This window comes from Bradyrhizobium sp. AZCC 1721 (assembly GCF_036924715.1).
Classification (GTDB): Bacteria; Pseudomonadota; Alphaproteobacteria; order Rhizobiales; family Xanthobacteraceae; genus Bradyrhizobium.
In genome coordinates, this window is the sequence record NZ_JAZHSB010000001.1 from 4,707,053 (window position 1) to 4,726,076 (window position 19,024).

Sequence of the window (19,024 nt, forward strand, 5' to 3'; positions counted from 1 at the left end):
CTATTTGAAGACTTGCATCAAGCGCGTGGCACGTCAATCCGCTTTGAGGCGGCTACCGCGCTGCGGATACCGCAGGACGCGCGTTCATGTTTCGCTTTACAAATCCGCGCGAGATCATTCTCGTACGCGGCGGGCCGGTACCCTATCGGTCGAAACCCAAAATTAAGAAAACCAAGAGAAGCCCATGAACCCAGCCAATCTTCCCTTTGATTCCGAGGCCATGCTGCAGGGGTTGCGCGGCTGGGTGGAGTGCGAAAGCCCGACCTGGGACAAGGCTGCGGTGGAACGCATGCTCGACCTCGCCGCGCGCGACATGGCCATTATGGGTGCGACCATCGAGCGCATCGCCGGCCGCCAGGGATTTGCCGGCTGTGTCCGCGCCCGCTTTCCGCATCCGAAGCAAGGCGAGCCCGGCATCCTGATCGCCGGCCACTTGGATACCGTCCATCCCGTCGGCACCATCGAAAAGCTGCGATGGCGGCGCGAAGGCAACAAATGCTTCGGTCCCGGCATCTTCGACATGAAGGGCGGCAATTACCTCTCGCTGGAAGCGATCCGGCAACTGGCCCGCGCCGCGTTCACGACGCCGCTGCCGATTACGGTGCTGTTCACCCCCGACGAGGAAGTCGGTACGCCCTCGACCCGCGACATCATCGAGGCAGAAGCCGCGCGCAACAAATACGTGCTGGTGCCGGAGCCCGGACGGCCCAACAATGGCGTCGTCACCGGACGCTATGCGATTGCGCGCTTCAATCTGGAGGCCGTCGGCAAGCCGAGCCATGCCGGCGCCACGCTTTCTTCCGGCCGTTCCGCGATCCGCGAAATGGCACGCCAGATTATCGCGATCGACGGCATGACGACCGAAGATTGTACGTTCTCGGTCGGCATCGTGCATGGCGGCCAGTGGGTCAATTGCGTCGCCACCACCTGCACCGGCGAAGCGCTGAGCATGGCCAAGCGCCAGGCCGATCTCGACCGCGGCGTCGAGCGCATGCTGGCGCTGTCAGGCACCAGCAACGACGTCACGTTCACGGTAACCCGCGGCGTCACCCGCCCGGTGTGGGAACCAGATGCCGGCACCATGGCGTTATACGAAAAGGCGCGCGGGATTGCCGCGCAGCTGGGCCTCGAACTGCCCCATGGCAGCGCCGGTGGCGGATCCGACGGCAACTTTACCGGCGCCATGGGCATCCCGACGCTGGACGGGCTAGGCGTCCGCGGCGCCGATGCGCATACGCTGAACGAGCATATCGAGGTCGACAGCCTCGCCGAACGCGGCCGCCTGATGGCGGGATTGCTGGCGACGCTGGAGTGATGGCGGCGGTCTCTCCGCCGTCATTGCGAGGAGCGAAGCGACGAAGCAATCCATACTTCCTCGCGGCCCGATGGATTGCTTCGCTTCGCTCGCAATGACGACCACGGCTGCGGCTTTCCGAACCGATTAGCTGCATCGCAAAAAACGCAGGCGCAATGGCACGGGACTTGCTGAAATGCTACGCTGGTGGCGCGGAAACCAAGTCTAAGGGCGACGCTGCCCAGTTCACCTACAACTAACGGATCAAGATGCTCGGATATCTGCTTCGTCGCATTCTCGCCGCCATTCCCGTCATGGGCGTGGTGGCGCTGTTTGTGTTTCTTCTGCTGCGGCTGACGCCCGGCGATCCCGCCGCGATTCTCGCCGGCGACAATGCAACGCCCGAACAGCTCGAGCGCATCCGCACGTCGCTCGGCCTCAACGAGCCGCTCTACACCCAATTCTTCACCTGGATCGGCAAGCTGCTGCAAGGCGACCTCGGCGTCTCCTTGATCTCGAACGTGCCCGTCTTGAAGATGATCAGTCAGCGCGTCGAGCCGTCGATCTCGATTGCCCTTTCCACGATCATTCTGGCTATTGTCGTTGCGGTGCCGCTCGGCGTGATTGCGGCGTGGAAGCACGGCACCTGGATCGATCGCTTCGTAATGGGATTGTCGGTGGTCGGCTTCTCCGTTCCGGTATTCGTGATCGGCTACGTCCTGATCCAGATCTTTGCGATCGACCTGCGCTGGGTGCCGGTGCAGGGTTTCCGCAGCATCACGGCCGGCTTCGGTCCGTTCTTCGAGCGCATCATCCTGCCGACCTGCACGCTATCCTTTATCTATGTCGCGCTGATCGCGCGCATGACGCGGGCCGCAATGCTCGATGTGCTCGGCGAGGATTACGTCCGTACCGCGCGCGCCAAAGGCATCAGCGAGACCGGCGTGCTGCTGCGCCATGCCCTGCGCAACGCCGCCGTGCCCGTCATCACCGTGATAGGTACGGGATTCGCGCTGCTGATTTCCGGCGTCGTGGTCACCGAGAGCGTGTTCAACCTGCCCGGCATCGGCCGCCTCACGGTCGATGCGGTGCTGGCGCGCGATTATCCCGTCATCCAGGCGATGATCCTGCTGACGTCGCTGATCTATGTCACCGTCAATCTCCTGATCGACGTCGCCTACACCCTGCTTGATCCCAGAATTCGTTATTGAGGCTGGCTACTGATGGCGATCGAAACCCTTCCCGGACCGTCAATCCCTGTCACCACGCCGTTCCGGCCGCGACTTGGATTCCTCACGGCGACGCCGATCATCGCGACCGCGACCGTCTGCCTCGCACTCGTCATCGCGATGGCGATCGCAGCCCCCCTGCTCGCGCCCCACGATCCGCAATTGCTGGCGCCGGCACAGCGGCTGAAACCATCAAGCGCGCAGTTCCTGCTCGGCACCGACGCGTACGGCCGCGACGTGCTCTCGCGCATCATCTATGGCGGGCGGATTTCGCTCCTGATCGGCCTGGGTGCTGCGGTCTTCTCGATCGGCATCGGCCTCGTGATCGGCCTCGTCTCCGGCTTCTTCAAATGGGTCGACGCCGTGATGATGCGGGTGATGGACGGCTTGATGGCGATCCCTTCCATCCTGCTCGCGATTGCCGTGGTGTCGCTGTCGGGCGCCAGCCTGATGACCGTGCTGGTCGCGATCACGATTCCCGAAATTCCGCGCGTGGCGCGGCTGGTGCGCTCGGTCGTGCTGTCGGCGCGCGAAGAGCCTTATGTGGAGGCCGCGATCTCGGTCGGCACCAGCCTGCCCAAGATCATGTGGCGGCATTTGATGCCGAACACCATTGCACCGCTGATCGTGCAAGGCACCTACGTCTGCGCCTCCGCCATTCTCACCGAGGCGATCCTGTCGTTCCTCGGCGCCGGCATCAGCCCGGAAACGCCGACCTGGGGCAACATCATGGCCGAGGGCCGCGCCTACTTCCAGGTCAAGCCGTCGCTGATCTTCTGGCCGGGGCTATTGCTGTCGATCGCGATCCTCAGCGTCAACCTGATCGGCGACGCCGCCCGCGACGCGCTCGATCCGCGCATGAAACAACGGGAGGCGGGGAAGTGACGAAGACCTCACCCCGTCATTGCGAGCGAAGCGAAGCAATCCATCTCGCCGCGCAAAGGAGGAATGGATTGCTTCGTCGCGGAGCCTGTCATCGGGCGCGCATTCGCGCGGCCCGTTGGCTCCTCGCAATGACGGCTGAAAGATTTGCATGACCAACATCATCCTCGATATCGACAACCTTGTCGTCGGCCTCGGCAAAAATCCTTCCGGCCAGCGCATCATTGACGGCGTCTCGCTGCAGGTGCACGAAGGCGAAACCCTCTGCGTTGTCGGCGAAAGCGGCTCCGGCAAATCGGTGACGTCGCTGACCGTGATGGGGCTGTTGCAGAAAGGCGCGCTGGTGCCCTCCGGCGGCAGCGTCAAGCTGGTCGGCGAGGAACTGCTCACCGCCACCGACAAGCGCCTGCGACAGTTGCGCGCCACGAGGATGGCGATGATCTTTCAGGAACCGATGACGGCGCTCAATCCGGTGGTGCCGGTCGGCCGCCAGATCGACGAAGTCTTGCGCGCCCACACCGATCTCGACGCCCGCGCCCGCCGCCAGAAGATTTTGGCAATGATGGAGCATGTCCGGTTGCCCGACGTGGAGCGCATCTTTGCCTCCTACCCGCACCGGCTGTCGGGCGGACAGCGCCAGCGCATCATGATCGCGATGGCGCTGGTACTGGAACCGAAACTTCTGATCGCGGATGAGCCGACGACGGCGCTCGATGTCACCACGCAGAAGCAGATCCTCACCCTCATCCGCGACCTGCAGCGCGATCACGGCACCGCCGTGCTGTTCATCACCCATGACATGGGCGTGGTCGCCGAGATCGCTGATCGCGTCGCGGTGATGCGCTACGGCCGGCTCGTCGAGACTGGCACGCTCGACAGCATTTTGCGCACGCCGACCATGGAGTACACCCGCAACCTGCTCTCCTCGGTGCCGAGCCTGGTGCCGCGGGCGCCCCGCGTGGAGACCGACGAACCGGTGGTGCTGGAAGCCAATGAGCTGGGCAAGGTCTATCGCGAGCGTTCCTTCCTCGGAAAGGCGCGCGAAGTCGCCGCCGCCAAGGACGTCACCCTCACTTTGCGCAAGGGCCGCACGCTCGGCATCGTCGGCGAAAGCGGCTCCGGGAAGTCGACGGTGGCGCGCTGCATCGTCCGCCTGATCGATCCGACTTCCGGCGGCGTGCGGCTCGCGGGCCGCGAAATCTCCGAGCTGTCGCGCCGGCTCTTGCAGCCGCACCGCAAGAAGATCCAGATCATCTTCCAGGACCCCTACCGCTCGCTCAATCCGCGCGTGACCGTCGGCGAAACCATTGCCGAGGGTCCGATCAATTACGGCATGCCGCGTGCGGAAGCGCTGGCAAAGGCGCGCGATCTGCTCGAACTGGTCGATCTGCCGGCCGATGCAGTGTCGCGCTACCCGCATCAGTTCTCCGGCGGACAGCGTCAGCGCATCGCGATTGCGCGCGCGCTCGCGCTCGACCCCGACGTGCTGGTTGCGGACGAAGCGGTCTCGGCGCTCGACGTCTCCGTGCAGGCGCAGGTGCTCGAACTGCTCGACGAGATCCAGAAGCGGCTCGGCATTGCGTTGTTGTTCATCACCCATGATCTTCGCGTCGCGGCGCAAATCTGCGACGACGTCGCTGTGATGCAGCATGGCCGGATCGTCGAACAGGGCCCGGCCGCGCAGGTGCTGACCCACCCGCAGCAGGCCTATACCAGGGCATTGCTCGATGCCGCCCCCGGCCGCGGCTGGGATTTTGCCAATTTCCGGCCTGTGGAAGTGGCGGCGGAGTAGCGACGGCCCCTCCCCGTCATTGCGAGGAGCGAAAGCGACGACTTGTCCGCCGTAGCTCGAAGAGCGAAGGCGGAAGCAATCCATCCCTCCGCACGCGGTGAAATGGATTGCTTCCGCCCTTCGCTCGCAATGACGGTGGGGCGGCATGCAAAACGGAATTGCTTCACTCCTTGCGCTTGCCACGATGTCCCGCTTAACGTCCCCCAACCAAAAACACTTGCTGAGGCACTATGACACGCATCGCCGTCGGCGGCTTTCTGCACGAGACCAACACTTTCGCGCCGACCAAGGCGACCTATGCTGATTTTGTTCATGGCGGCGGTTGGCCGGCGATGGCGCATGGGCCTGATGTCCTCAAGGTCATGCGCAAGATCAATGTCGGCCTTGCCGGCTTCGTCGAAGCGGCCGAGGCCAATGGCTGGGAGCTGGTCCCGACCATCTCCGCAGCCGCCAGCCCGTCGGCGCATGTCACGACCGATGCCTTCGAGCGCGTCATGAAGGAGATGGTCGACGGCATCGCCAAAGCCGGGCCGATCGATGCCGTCTATCTCGATCTGCACGGCGCCATGGTGACCGAGCAGCATGACGATGGCGAAGGTGAAATCCTCGCGCGCGTGCGCAAGGTGATCGGCCCCGATCTACCGCTGGTCGCAAGCCTCGATCTCCATGCCAACGTCTCGCCTGAGATGATCGCGCATGCCGATGCGCTGATCGCCTACCGCACCTATCCCCACGTCGATATGGCCGCCACCGGCCGCGCCTGTGCCAAACACCTCGCGCTGCTGCTGAAGACCGGGCAGCGCCTTGCAAAAGCGTTCCGGCAACTGCCATTCCTGATTCCGATCTCCTGGCAATGCACCAACGACCAGCCGACCAGGAGTATTTACGAGCAGCTCGCAGCGTTCGAAAGCGACGCGGTGCCGACGCTGTCCTTTGCACCGGGTTTCCCGGCTGCGGATTTTCCCCATTGCGGGCCGAGCGTGTTCGCCTATGGAAGGACGCAGGCCGACGCGGACGCCGCCGCCGACAAGATCGTCGCGCTCGTCGAGAGCCATGAAGACGATTTCGACGGCCGCATCTATTCGCCCGATGATGGTGTGCGCCTCGCCATCGAGCTTGCGAAAACGGCGAAGAAGCCGATCATCATCGCCGACACCCAGGACAATCCCGGCGCCGGCGGCGATTCCGACACCACCGGCATGCTGCGCGCCCTGGTGCGCAACAACGCGTCCCGCGCGGCCACCGGCGTGATCTACGATCCGGAGTCGGCCAAGGCGGCGCATGCGGCGGGCGTCGGCGCCACCGTGATGCTGGCGCTCGGCGGCAAATCGGGCATCCCGGACGATGCGCCATACAAGGAAACGTTCGTCGTCGAAAAATTGTCGGACGGAAAATTCGTGGCGCCAGGCCCCTATTACGGCGGCCGCGACATGGACATGGGCCCCTCGGCCTGCCTGCGCATCGGCGATGTCAGGGTCGTCGTCGGCTCCTACAAGGCGCAGCTCGCCGATCAAGCGATGTATCGCTATGTCGGCATCGAGCCGACCGAACAGAAAATCCTCGTCAACAAGAGTTCGGTGCATTTCCGCGCCGATTTCGAACCGATCGCCGAAAAGCTCTTGATCTGCGCCGCCCCAGGCGCGATGCCGGCGGACACCGCAGCGCTGCCCTGGACGCGGCTGCGTCCGGGCATCCGCCTCAAGCCGAACGGCCCCGCCTTTGTCCCATTCGCTCCCTCACGCTCAAAATCCTCAGTCACGGGATAACCGACATGCCCATCATCGAACGCATCGGCGGCTATGCCGAGGAACTCACCGCCATCCGCCGCGATCTGCATGCCCATCCCGAGATCGGCTTCGAGGAAGTGCGCACCTCGGGCATCGTCGCCGAGAAGCTGAAGGGTTGGGGCATCGAGGTCCATCGCGGCCTCGGCGGTACCGGCGTGATCGGCGTGCTCAAGGGCAAGGGCGATGGCGGCAAGCGCATCGGCCTGCGCGCCGACATGGACGCGCTGCCGATGGAAGAAAATACCAACCTGAAATGGCGCTCGACCATTCCGGGCCGCTTTCATGGCTGCGGCCATGACGGTCATACCACGATACTGCTCGGCACCGCGCGCTATCTGGCCGAGACGAAGAATTTTGACGGCACCGTGCATTTCATCTTCCAGCCCGCCGAGGAAGGCCTCGGCGGCGCGCGCGCCATGATCAAGGATGGGCTGTTCGAAAAGTTTCCCTGCGACGAGGTCTATGGCCTGCACAACGCGCCGGATCTCAATCACGGCGAGATCGCGATCCTGCCCGGACCGGCGATGGCAGGCGCCGATTTCTTCGACATCACGATTCAGGGCTATGGCGCGCATGGCGCGATGCCGGAGCGCTCCAAGGATGCGGTGGTGATCGCGACCACGCTGGCGCAGGCCCTGCAGACCATCGTCAGCCGCAACGTCGATCCCTTGAAGTCTGCGGTGCTGTCGGTCACGCAGATCCATGCCGGCTCCGCCAACAACGTGATCCCCGGCGAGGCGAAGCTCGGCGGCACGGTGCGCGCCTTCGACGACGGCGTGCGCGCGCTGATCCGCGATCGCATGCGCAAGATCTGCGCCGGCGTTGCCGCCACGTTCGAGTGCGAGATCACGGTCGACATTCGCGACACGTTCAGCGTCCTCGTCAACGAGGAAGAACAATCCAGGGTCGTCGAAGCGGTGGCGAAGACCGTGGTCGATCCGTCCAAGGTGCTCACGCGCTCGCAGCCGAAGATGGGGAGCGAGGATTTCGCCGACATGATGCAGGTGGTGCCCGGCGCCTATTTCTGGATCGGCCACGACGGCTCGGTGCCCGTGCACAATGCCGGCTACGTCCTCGACGACAAGATCCTGCCGATCGGCGCCAGCATGTTCGCCCGCATCATCGAAACCCGACTCCCGGTAGGTTAGCATGCATAAACCAGCCCCCGAGGAAGAGGTCACCTCGCTGCACGACCTCTCCGCCACCGACCTGATCGCCGGCTATCGCGCCAGGCAGTTCTCGCCGTCGGAAGTGCTGGACGAAGTGATCGAGCATGTCGCGGCGTGGGAGCCGCACATCAAGGCGCTCTATTTGTTCGATCCCGACGGCGCCCGCGCTGCCGCGAAGGCTTCGACCGACCGCTGGCAGAGGGAAGAGCCCGCAGGCGCGCTCGACGGCGTGCCTGTTACCATCAAGGACAATATCGCGACCAAGGGCCAGCCGATCCCGCTGGGCGCCGCCAGTGTCAGGTTGGTACCGGCAGAGAAGGATGCGCCGCCCGCCGCGCGGTTGCGTGAATCCGGCGCCATCATATTCTCCAAGACGACGATGCCGGACTACGGCATGCTGTCGTCGGGCCTCTCCAGCTTCCACCCCCTCACCCGCAACCCCTGGGATCTCAGCAAGAACCCGGGCGGCTCTTCTTCCGGCGCGGGCGCGGCGGGCGCGGCCGGCTACGGCCCGCTGCATCTGGGCACCGACATTGGCGGCTCGGTGCGGCTGCCGGCCTGTTGGTGCGGTCTTGTCGCGCTGAAGCCGAGCCTCGGGCGCGTTCCGATCGATCCACCCTATGTCGGCCGGGTCGCAGGTCCCATCACCCGCACCGTCGATGACGCCGCGCTGATGATGTGCGTGTTGGCGAAGCCGGATCGCCGCGACGGCATGAGTCTGCCGGCTGACAGCAGCATCCACTGGAAGACGCTCGACAAGTCGCCGCGCAAGCTGCGCATCGGCCTGATGCTCGATCCCGGCGCCGGCCAGCCGCTTGAGAAGGAAGTGCGTGACGCAGCCGTCAACGCCGCCAAGGCGTTCGAATCCGCCGGCGCGATCGTCACCGAAGTCAACGGCATCCTGACGCGCGAGATGGTCGACGGGCTCGATAATTTCTGGCGGGCCCGGCTGTGGGACGATCTCTCAAAGCTTTCGCCCGAGGAGCGCGGCAAGACGCTGCCTTACATCCAAAAATGGGCAGAAGCCGGCGCAAAGCTTTCCGGCGTCGACGTCGTCAGGGGTTTTAACGCCACCATGGCGATCCGCGCCGCGGCAGCTAAGCTATTTCACGAACTCGACTACGTGATCTCCCCGGTGTCGCCGGTGGTGAACTTCCCGGCCGAGTTCGCAGCACCGATCAACGACCCCGACAGACCGTTCGAGCACATCTGCTTTACCGTGCCGTGGAATATGGCGGAAAACCCGGCGCTCTCGATCAATGGCGGATATGACGCCAAGGGCTTCCCGATCGGCGTGCAGATCATCGGCCGCCGCTTCGACGATCTCGGCGTGCTCGGCCTGGCCAAGGCATTCGAGGGCCTGCGCGGTGCGCAGCGGCCGTGGCCGTCGCCGCCGGGCAAGTAACTTGCCGCCGCGCGCCGATCGTCATGCGCGGGCCTGACCCGCGCATCCATCTTCTTCAAGAGGATGGATTGCCGGGTCAAGCCCGGCAATGACGAGATGGAATTCAAGAACAAGCATTACAGGAAGGAACACCCAATGGCGTATGAGACCATCAAGTACGAGGTCGACGATCAGATTCTCACCATCACGCTGAACCGGCCCGACAAGCTCAACGCCTTCAACGGCACCATGCAGCAGGAGCTGATCGACGCCTTCGACGCCGCCGACAAGGACGACAATGTCCGCGCTATCATCGTCACCGGCGCAGGCCGCGGCTTCTGCGCCGGTGCCGATCTTTCTTCCGGCGCCAACACGTTCGACCGCGACGCGCGGCGTGGCCCGGTGAAGCGGCTAGCGGGCGGCGCGGTCGATTACAGCGATCCCATGGTGCGCGATGGTGGCGGCCAGGTGACGCTGCGCATCTTCAAGTGCTTAAAACCGGTGATCGCGGCGGTGAACGGGCCCGCGGTCGGCATCGGCGTCACCATGCAGGTCGCGATGGACATTCGCATCGCGTCGGAGGCCGCGCGCTTCGGCTTTGTGTTCTCCCAACGCGGCATCGTGCCGGAGGCGGCCTCAAGCTGGTTCCTGCCGCGCATCGTCGGCATCTCGCAGGCGCTGGAATGGTGCTACTCGGGACGCGTGTTCCCAGCACAGGAAGCGCTCGCCGGCCGTCTCGTCAGCAAGGTGGTGCCCCCGGACGATCTATTGCCGACCGCACGCGCGCTCGCCAAGGAGTTCGCCGCCAAGACCGCGCCGGTCTCGGTGGCGCTGATCCGGCAGATGATGTGGCGCATGCTGGGCGCCGACGATCCGATGGAAGCCCACAAGGTCGACAGCCGCGGCATCTACGCCCGCGGCCGCTCGGAAGACGTCAAGGAAGGCGTCGTGTCATTCTTGGAAAAGCGCCCAGCGCAATTCAAGAACAAGGTATCGAGCGACATGCCCGACTATTTCCCGTGGTGGCAGGAGCGCGAATATAAGTGAGCGACCGGCCGGCTTCGGTCGACGCGACGCGAGACGGCGTCATCCTGCTGCATGGCATCAGCAGGACGGCGCGATCGTTTCGAAGAATGCAGACGGCAATCGAGGCTGCCGGGCTGACGGCGCTTAACCTGGACTATGCGAGCCGCCGAAGGGCGCTGGACGCGCTGGCGGAGGACATCCATCCTTCCATCCAGCGCTTTGCCGATTGCGTCGCCGGTTCCGTCCATTTCGTCTGCCATTCCATGGGTGGACTGCTGGCACGCGTCTACATCGCCCGTCACCGGCCGCAACGTCTGGGCCGCGTTGTAAATGATCGGCACGCCGAACAGCGGCAGCGAGATCGCCGACCGCCTGAAGAACTTCGGACCCTACCGCTCCTTCTTCGGACCGGCAGGACAGCAACTCGGCACCCAGCGCGACGCCGCCATCGAAGCGCTGTTTCCGCCGGTCGATTATCCCGTCGGCATCATCGCCGGAAACCGCTCGATCTATCCGATCGCCTCGGCATTCTTGCCGAAGCCGCATGACGGACGGGTGTCGGTGGCGAATACCAGGCTCGACGGCATGACAGGTCACATCGTGATCGGTGCGTCGCATCCCTGGCTGGTGGTGCGACCGATATCGGCAACGCACAGGATGCAGCCTGCGGTCAGATCGAAGGAACGTGCTTGCGATATGCCGAAGCGCGGTGAGAAAACCTCCGTTGTCATCCCATGGTGAGCGCCACCCTGCCGATCGCCTTGCGGTCGATCAACAGCCGCATCGCTTTCGCGTACTCCTCCAGCGGCAGCCGATGCGAGACGTTGGGGCGGATTTTTCCGGCCTCCGCCCATTCCGTAAGCGCCTTGATCCTGATCTCGCCAAGCGCAGGATTTCGCCGCACTGCTTCGCCGGCACGGATGCCGAGCACGCTCGCGCCCTTGATCATCAACAGATTGGTCTTGGCAAGCCCGATGCCGCCGGTAAAGCCGATGACCAACAGCCGCGCACCCCAGTTGATGCAGCGCATCGAGTTCTCGAACACCTCGCCGCCGACGGGATCGAACACCACGTCGGCGCCCTGCCCGTCGGTGATGCGCTTGACGGCATCGCGGAACGGCTCCTGGTCGTAGCGCACGAGATGATCGGCGCCCCTCGCTTTGGCGATCGCGAGTTTCTCGTCGCTTGACGCGGTCGCAATCACGGTGGCACCGAGCATCTTGCCGATTTCGACGGCGGCAAGGCCAACGCCGCCGCCGGCGCCGTGCACCAGCAGTACCTCACCCGGTTGAAGCCGGCCGCGATCGATCAGCGCGTGATAGGCAGTACCATGGCCGGCCAGGAACGTCGCGCCTTCGGCGTAGTCGAACGTCGATGGCAGCGGCACGAGCTGCGAGGGTGTGGCGATCGCTTCATCGGAATAAGCACCGTGCCGCATCTTCACGATCACCCGGTCGCCCACCGCAACTCCCGTAGCGCCGTTGATCTCGACGATATCGCCGGCGGCTTCGACGCCCGGCGTGAACGGCAGTGGCGGCTTGAGCTGATATTCGCCCGCCGCCATCAAAATATCCGGGAAATTGATCCCGGCGGCACGAATAGCGACGCGTATCTGTCCCGGCGCCAGCGGTGCAGAGGCAAAGGTTTCCAGGCGCAGCTTCTCGGGCGGGCCGAGCTCACGGCAGACGACGGCTTTCGGCATCAGGCGGCCCGCGCTTTCAGGCGCTCCAGCGCCTCGCGGATCAGCGGCATCCGGTCGTTGCCGAAATACATGTCGGTCTTGCCGACGAAGATCGTCGGTGAACCGAATCCGCCGCGCGCCATCACCTCGTCCGTGTTGGCCTTGAGCTGTTCCTTGATCGCCTGCTGGCCGATACACTCGAAGAATCTGACGGGATCGACGCCGACGCTCTCGCAGATATCCGTCAGCACCGAATCCTTTGAGATGTCCCTGTCATCGCCCCAATAGGCCTCGAACACGGCGCGCGCGAACGGCACCATGCGTTCGCCAGATTCCTGTGCAACCCAGATACAGCCGCGCATCGCCTTGACGCTGTTCACCGGAAACACCGTCGGCGGCATCTTGATCGCAAGGCCTGCGGAGCGCGCCCAGTCGGCGAGATCCTTCTTCATATAGCGCGCCTTCAACGGCACCGGCGTCTCGCGGGAGGCATAGACACTCGGATTGACGGTGTTGAAGATGCCGCCGACCAGGATCGGCCGCCAGGTGATCTCGACGCCGAGCTCCTTGGCGAGCGGCTGGATGTTATGAAAGGCGAGATAGGTCCAGGGGCTGGAGCAATCGAAGAAGAATTCGAGCATGGGGTTTCCTTTTGTTGATTCTCGAGCCTCATCCTGAGGAGCGCGGAACGCGCGTCTCGAAGGAAGGGCGCTGGAGGGGCCTCTACTCCGCGGCGGCTGCCTCGCGGCCGACCGGAAGCCCCAGTTCCTCTCCAGTATGATCGAGATTTTCCAGGCAATGGCGACTTTTGTTGTTCTGTACCTCGACCATAAGTCATGGCAGACAGGCGCTCAATCAGAACCCATCGGGAGGCTCCCATGCTGTTTCCAACCACGATCGCAGGCTCCTTGCCGAAGCCGGAATGGCTGGCCGAGCCCAACACGCTGTGGGCACCCTGGAAATCGAGGGGTGACGAGCTCGCCCGCGCCAAGCGCGATGCCACCATGCTGGCGGTGAAGCTGCAGGAGGATGCTGGCGTTGATATCGTCACCGAGGGCGAGCAGGCCCGCCAGCACTTCGTCCACGGCTTTTTGGAGAAGGTCGAGGGCATTGATTTCGCCCACAAGGTCGAAATGGGCATCCGCAAGGACCGCTACAAGGCGATGGTGCCGCAGGTGACAGCACCGCTCACGCTCAAGGGGCGTGTCCATGCGGACGAGGCCCGAGTCGCCCGCACCCATACCACGCGCAAGCTGAAATTCACCCTGCCCGGTCCGATGACCATCGCAGACACCGTCGCCGACCGGTATTACGGCGACAAGGTCAAGATGGCGTTCGCCTTTGCCGAGCTGCTCAACAGCGAGGCCAAGGCGTTGCAGGCGGATGGCGTCGACGTGATCCAGTTTGACGAGCCCGCCTTCAACGTCTTCATGGACGAGGTCTCCGACTGGGGCATCAAGGCATTGGAGCGGGCGGCCGAAGGGCTGACCTGCACCACCGCCGTTCACATCTGCTACGGCTATGGCATCAAGGCCAACACCGACTGGAAGCAGACGCTGGGCAGCGAGTGGCGGCAGTACGGGGATATTTTCCCGGCGATCGCCAAGAGCCCGATCCAGCAGGTCGCGATCGAGTGCCGCAACTCGAAAGTGCCGCTGGATCTGCTGGCGCTGCTGCCCGGCAAGGTCATCCAGGCCGGCGTGATCGACGTCGCCAGCGACACGGTGGAGACCGCGGAAGACGTCGTTCAGGTGATCGAGGCGGTGTCGAAATTCGTGCCGCTCAGCAACATCGTCGCTACCACCAATTGCGGCATGGCGCCGATGCGGAGAGATATCGCGGAGGCGAAGCTCGCGGCGCTCGGCGCGGGCGCAAGGCTGGCGCGGGAACGGTTGGGCTAACCCCGTCATTGCGAGCGAAGCGAAGCAATCCACCTCTCTACACGGGGATAGATGGATTGCTTCGTCGCTTCGCTCCTCGCAATGACGGGGATAGTCTTTATCCCATCGCGCTCGGATGCAGCACCGGTCGATATCCGGCGCCGAATGCACGCAACGTCGACGGCGGCGTCAATAGCATCGCGACGTCGAGCGCATCGACCGCCTCGCGATATCCCGCCATCGACCATTGCAGCGCCCTGCCCTGCACGATCAATAAAGACTCTTCGCCCCGCTGCACCATCGCGCCGTCAGGCAACTGCGCCACCGGCACTGGCGGCGGATGCAGCCGCTTTTTGCCGCGCTCCAGCCGCTCACCATGCAGCGCGGCATCGATCTCCCGCGCACGAATGTCCTTCGCACCATTGCCCACTTCCCACGCCGCGCGAAAGCGGTTGGCGTCGTCGCGGCGGCAGAAGAAGCATGGGCGGTGCCCGGCGGCGAAGGCGGTCGCCTCGTCGAGAAAGAACAACTCGGTCCAGCTCCGCCGGCCCATCACGGGCCGCCGCCACCCTCTGAACTCGCAGACGCAGGTGATCCAGGCCGGGCTCGACCAGCGCTTCTTCAATAAAGTTTTGGTCGCGGGATCGTGGATGATGCCGCGGTTACCGGTGAACATGCCGCGATACGGGGTCGCGATGATGTCGCCTGTGGGCGTGACGCGGTTTTGAAGGGGCATGTGACGCTCAAAAGCCTATCACCGTCATTGCGAGCGCAGCGAAGCAATCCATCTCTCCTCGCGCGCGGAAGCATGGATTGCTTCGTCGCTATCGCTCCTCGCAATGACGGCCAGACCACGGCATGCCATCACGGACGGATCGGCGGCTGGAACGACAGCGCAGTGTCCCAGGGAAAATGGATCCAGGTATCCTGCGATACTTCAGTGATGAAAGTATCGACCAGCGGCTTGCCTTTCGGCTTGGCGTAGACGGTGGCGAAATGTGCATCGGGGAGCATCTGGCGCACCAGCCGTCCGGTGGTACCGGTATCGACGAGGTCGTCGACGATCAACAGCCCCTTGCCGGTGCCGCCGCCAAGTTTGGCGACATCGGGCGAGACGCCCTTCAGCACCTGCAGATCGCCCTGCTTGTCGTGGTCGTAGCTCGCGACACAGACCGTATCGATCACCCGCAAGCCCAGCTCGCGGGCCACGATCGCAGCCGGCACCAGGCCGCCGCGGGTGATCGCGATCACGGCGTGAAACGGCCCGACCTCGTTGAGCCGCCAGGTCAGCGCCCGGCAATCCCGGTGAAACTGGTCCCAGGACACCGGAAAGGGCCGGCCGGCCTTCGCCTCGGCGCTCGGTTCGTAATTGTTGTCTGCCACGCTGCTTCGCCTTGTCGCTTCGTCTTGTCGCTTCGTCTTGTCCTGGCCTGTCTGCTACCGGGTGGTGACGTTCAATGCCGCCAGCATCTCCTTCACCGCGGCCATCGCGGCGTTGAGCTTGTCGGGATCGCGCGAGCGAACGACGAGGTTGGTGTTCGGCTTCTTGTCCTCGTCCATGAACGGATAGCTGCCGATGATGGTGTCGGGATGGGCGTTGGCGATCTCCCGCAACGGCCCGCCGATGTCGCCTTCGCGCGCATTGGCGCGTACCGAGTCCGACAGCATCCGCACGCCCGATTTCAGCTTGGGCGCGACGATGTCCATCATCGCCTGCATGATCGAGGGGATGCCGGCCATGACTATTACATTGCCGAGCTTGAAACCGGGCGCCAGGATGGTCGCGCTCTGGATCAGTTCGGCGCCGTCGGGCACACGCGCCATGCGCAGCCGCGCCTCGTTCAGATCCTGCTCGCTCCAGCGCTCGCGGAAGCGCGCCACCACCTCCGGATGATGACCGATCCCGACACTGAAGGCCTTAGCGACGCTGTCAGCGGTGATGTCGTCATGGGTCGGTCCGATGCCGCCGGTGGTGAAGACGTAGGTGTAGCGATTCCGCAGTGCATTAAGGGCGTCGACAATGTCGGTCTCGTCGTCGGCGACGATGCGGACCTCCTTGAGGTCGATCCCGATATTGGTCAGGTATTCGGCGATGAACCCGATATTCTTGTCCTTGGTACGGCCGGACAAGATCTCGTCGCCGATGACCAGAATACCCGCCGTGACGATCTCGCTCATGACTTCTCCCCACCTGCCCCGTACTTTGCGCAAGCAACGCATTGAAGTCACGGGGGTTTGCTGCCGAAATAAGCACCCGGCAGCCATTTTTTAGGGCAGCGCGGCCGGCTACCCACACGAAATGCCGCAAGCCAATGCATATCGCGCTGGCCCGAGCCTTGCTACCATCCTGTGAACTCATGCACCGTGCCGCATGGCTTCGAGAGATAGTCAGGATTTATGGCAGTTGCCTTCGATGAAATGAACGGGCCCGGCGGCGACCTCCGCCCGGCCTACCAGGAGCTCTCCCGCTGGCTGAAGGAGACGCCTCCGGATGCCCTGGAATATCGCCGCCAGGAGGCGGAACTGTTGTTCCGCCGGATCGGCATCACCTTCGCCGTCTATGGCGACGCCGAGGCGCAGGAGCGGCTGATCCCCTTCGACGTGATCCCGCGAATCATGTCGGCGAAGGAATGGGCCGTTCTGGAGAAGGGCCTGAAGCAGCGGGTCCGCGCGCTCAACATGTTCCTGCGCGATATCTATCACGGCCGCGACATCCTGCGCGCCAACATCATTCCCGACGACCTGATCTTCCAAAACCCGGTCTTCCGCCCTGAGATGAACGGCCAGAGCGTGCCGCATGACGTCTACGTGCACATCGCAGGGATCGATATCGTCCGGGTCGACGCCGACAATTTCATCGTGCTGGAGGATAACGCGCGGACGCCCTCGGGCGTCTCCTACATGCTCGAAAACCGCGAAATCATGATGCGGCTGTTTCCCGACCTGTTCGCCCGCCACCGCGTTGCACCTGTAGAGCGATACCCGGACGAATTGTTGTCGGCGCTGCGCTCGGTGGCGCCGCTCTCCGCCTCGGCCGAGCCGACGGTCGCGCTGATGACGCCGGGCGTCTACAATTCCGCCTATTACGAACACTCTTTCCTCGCCGACAAGCTCGGCATCGAGCTGGTCGAGGGCCGCGACCTCATCGTCAAGAACGACGAGGTGTTCATGCGCACCACAGAGGGGCTGAAACGCGTCGACGTGATCTACCGCCGCGTCGACGACGATTTCCTCGACCCCCTCACCTTCCGGCCGGATTCGGCGCTCGGCGTGCCCGGGCTGATGTCGGCCTATGCGGCCGGCAATATCACGCTGGCGAACGCAGTCGGCACCGGGATTGCCGACGACAAGGCGATCTATTCCTACATGCCGGAGGTGGTAAAGTTCTATCTCGGCGAAGAGCCGATTCTGAAGAACGTGCCGACCTGGCGCTGCCGCGAGCCAAAAGACCTGTCCTATGTGCTCGACAATTTGAGCGAGCTGGTGGTGAAGGAAGTGCACGGCTCCGGCGGCTACGGCATGCTGATCGGCCCGGCCGCGACGAAGGCGACGATCGAGGCGTTCCGCGACAAGCTCAAGCGCGAGCCGGAGGGTTTTATCGCCCAGCCGACGCTGGCGCTCTCGACCTGCCCGACCTGCACCGCCTCCGGCCTCGCCCCGCGCCATGTCGATTTGCGCCCGTTCGTGCTGACGCGGCAGCAAGCACGTCACCATCGTGCCGGGCGGACTGACTCGCGTGGCGCTGAAGGAAGGCTCCCTGGTGGTCAATTCCAGCCAGGGCGGCGGCACCAAGGACACCTGGATACTGGACGAATAGAGAGCGAAATCTTCGTATGCTGTCGCGCACTGCCGAAAACCTGTACTGGCTGGCCCGCTATGTCGAGCGCGCCGAATATATCGCGCGCACCATCGATGCGACCTTGCGAGTCACCGCGCTTCCCGCCGCCTATATCGGCAAGACCAATGAGTGGGAATCGGCGCTGCTGACGGCCGGGGTCAGCGCAAGCTTCTACGAGGCCTATCCGGAAGCCACCGAGCAGAACGTCGTCGAATATCTGGCATTCTCGCCTTCCAATCCTTCCTCGATCAAGAACTGCATCGAGGCCGCGCGGCTCAATTCGCGCTCGGTGCGCACCGCGCTGACATCGGAGATGTGGGACACCATCAACTCGGCGTGGATCGAATTGCAGGAAGTCTGGGGCAAGGGCACCTCCAGCCGCGAGGAACTGGCGCGATTCCTCCGCTTCGTGCAGGAGACCTCGCTGCGGTTCGACGGCTCGGCCTACCGGACCATGCTGCGCAACGACGCCTATTGGTTCTCGCGGCTCGGGCTGCACCTGGAGCGCGCCGACAACACCGCGCGCATTCTCGACGTGAAATATCACGTGCTGCTGCCCGAGGAAGAGCACGTCGGTGGTCCCCTGGACTACTACCAGTGGACCTCGATCCTGCGCTCGGTCTCCGCGCTAACCGCCTATCACTGGGTCTACCGCGAGACGCTAAAGCCGTGGCTGATCGCCGACCTCCTGATCCTCAACGACACGCTGCCACGCTCGCTGGCGAGCTGCTACAGCAATCTGGTGCGCAATCTCGACCAGATCGGCGTCGCCTACGGTCGCCAGGGCGCCGCCCAGCGCCACGCCCGCGGCGTCCGCAACCGGCTTGAACACAGCCATATGGACGATATCTTCCAGCACGGCGTCCATGAGTTCATCCAGGAGTTCATCGCGGACAATGCGCGGCTCGGTGAGATCATCACCAAGCAGTATTTGATTTGAGATTTCGGACGAACAAAACCAACCGCCGTCATGGCCGGGCTTGTCCCGGCCATCCACGTCTTGCTATGCCAACCGAAGAACGTGGATGCCCGGGACAAGCCCGGGCATGACGATCCGAACCT

At 63.9% G+C, this 19,024-nt stretch carries 16 protein-coding genes and 1 pseudogene; 12 read left to right on the forward strand and 5 right to left on the reverse strand.

The genetic code is table 11. From position 1 onward, the window contains the following. Positions 1-184: 184 nt before the first annotated feature. From V1273_RS22830 to V1273_RS34110, 9 genes are all read left to right on the forward strand, one after another. Positions 185-1,315, forward strand: a complete 1,131-nt coding sequence (locus V1273_RS22830) for a M20/M25/M40 family metallo-hydrolase (protein ID WP_334410906.1) — start codon at positions 185-187, stop codon at positions 1,313-1,315. Positions 1,316-1,563: 248 nt separating this feature from the next. Beyond that, the gene (locus V1273_RS22835) at positions 1,564-2,505 is read left to right on the forward strand and encodes an ABC transporter permease (RefSeq protein WP_065748014.1); all 942 of its coding nucleotides are present in this window, start codon (positions 1,564-1,566) and stop codon (positions 2,503-2,505) included. 12 nt (positions 2,506-2,517) lie between these two features. After that, entirely contained in the window at positions 2,518-3,408 is an 891-nt protein-coding gene (locus V1273_RS22840; protein ID WP_334363494.1) for an ABC transporter permease, read from the forward strand. Positions 3,409-3,556: 148 nt separating this feature from the next. Next, positions 3,557-5,197, forward strand: a complete 1,641-nt coding sequence (locus V1273_RS22845; RefSeq protein ID WP_334363495.1) for an ABC transporter ATP-binding protein — start codon at positions 3,557-3,559, stop codon at positions 5,195-5,197. 230 nt (positions 5,198-5,427) lie between these two features. Continuing rightward, positions 5,428-6,963, forward strand: coding sequence for a M81 family metallopeptidase (locus V1273_RS22850; RefSeq protein WP_334410907.1), 1,536 nt, complete (start codon positions 5,428-5,430; stop codon positions 6,961-6,963). A gap of 5 nt (positions 6,964-6,968) precedes the next feature. After that, positions 6,969-8,132, forward strand: a complete 1,164-nt coding sequence (locus V1273_RS22855) for a M20 aminoacylase family protein (RefSeq protein WP_334410909.1) — start codon at positions 6,969-6,971, stop codon at positions 8,130-8,132. A gap of 1 nt (position 8,133) precedes the next feature. Then, positions 8,134-9,558, forward strand: coding sequence for an amidase (locus V1273_RS22860; protein WP_334410910.1), 1,425 nt, complete (start codon positions 8,134-8,136; stop codon positions 9,556-9,558). 135 nt (positions 9,559-9,693) lie between these two features. After that, on the forward strand, positions 9,694-10,584 hold the full coding sequence (locus V1273_RS22865; RefSeq protein WP_334410911.1) for a crotonase/enoyl-CoA hydratase family protein: 891 nt from the start codon (positions 9,694-9,696) through the stop codon (positions 10,582-10,584). Positions 10,585-10,670: 86 nt separating this feature from the next. Further along, the gene (locus V1273_RS34110) at positions 10,671-11,111 is read left to right on the forward strand and encodes an esterase/lipase family protein (protein WP_442894166.1); all 441 of its coding nucleotides are present in this window, start codon (positions 10,671-10,673) and stop codon (positions 11,109-11,111) included. A gap of 179 nt (positions 11,112-11,290) precedes the next feature. On the opposite strand, the gene V1273_RS22875 is transcribed toward V1273_RS34110, so the two are convergent. Together V1273_RS22875 and V1273_RS22880 are read right to left on the reverse strand one after the other, a co-directional pair. Then, positions 11,291-12,265, reverse strand: a complete 975-nt coding sequence (locus V1273_RS22875) for an NADPH:quinone oxidoreductase family protein (protein ID WP_334410914.1) — start codon at positions 12,263-12,265, stop codon at positions 11,291-11,293. Next, complete coding sequence (locus tag V1273_RS22880; RefSeq protein WP_334410915.1) at positions 12,265-12,885, reverse strand: 2-hydroxychromene-2-carboxylate isomerase; 621 nt, start codon at positions 12,883-12,885, stop codon at positions 12,265-12,267. Before V1273_RS22880 ends, V1273_RS22875 begins: the two co-directional genes overlap by 1 nt. Before the next feature lie 237 nt (positions 12,886-13,122). Here V1273_RS22880 and V1273_RS22885 point away from each other — a divergent pair, with 237 nt between their 5' ends. Continuing rightward, positions 13,123-14,145 carry a methionine synthase gene (locus tag V1273_RS22885; protein WP_334410917.1) on the forward strand — a complete coding sequence of 341 codons (1,023 nt, stop codon included), beginning with the start codon at positions 13,123-13,125 and terminating at the stop codon, positions 14,143-14,145. A gap of 97 nt (positions 14,146-14,242) precedes the next feature. Here the strand turns inward: V1273_RS22885 and V1273_RS22890 are convergent, their stop codons facing one another. From V1273_RS22890 to V1273_RS22900, 3 genes are all read right to left on the reverse strand, one after another. After that, a complete protein-coding gene (locus tag V1273_RS22890) occupies positions 14,243-14,860 on the reverse strand; it encodes a hypothetical protein (RefSeq protein WP_334363507.1) in 618 nt (205 codons plus the stop codon). Positions 14,861-14,988: 128 nt separating this feature from the next. Next, positions 14,989-15,507, reverse strand: a complete 519-nt coding sequence (gene gpt, locus V1273_RS22895; RefSeq protein ID WP_334363508.1) for a xanthine phosphoribosyltransferase — start codon at positions 15,505-15,507, stop codon at positions 14,989-14,991. A gap of 54 nt (positions 15,508-15,561) precedes the next feature. Further along, the gene (locus V1273_RS22900; RefSeq protein ID WP_334363509.1) at positions 15,562-16,302 is read right to left on the reverse strand and encodes a competence/damage-inducible protein A; all 741 of its coding nucleotides are present in this window, start codon (positions 16,300-16,302) and stop codon (positions 15,562-15,564) included. 219 nt (positions 16,303-16,521) lie between these two features. Between V1273_RS22900 and V1273_RS22905 the strand changes: the two are divergent. Further along, a pseudogene (locus V1273_RS22905) lies at positions 16,522-17,941 on the forward strand (circularly permuted type 2 ATP-grasp protein). Between the two features lie 16 nt (positions 17,942-17,957). Further along, the gene (locus V1273_RS22910) at positions 17,958-18,902 is read left to right on the forward strand and encodes an alpha-E domain-containing protein (protein ID WP_028349886.1); all 945 of its coding nucleotides are present in this window, start codon (positions 17,958-17,960) and stop codon (positions 18,900-18,902) included. Positions 18,903-19,024 lie beyond the last annotated feature (122 nt).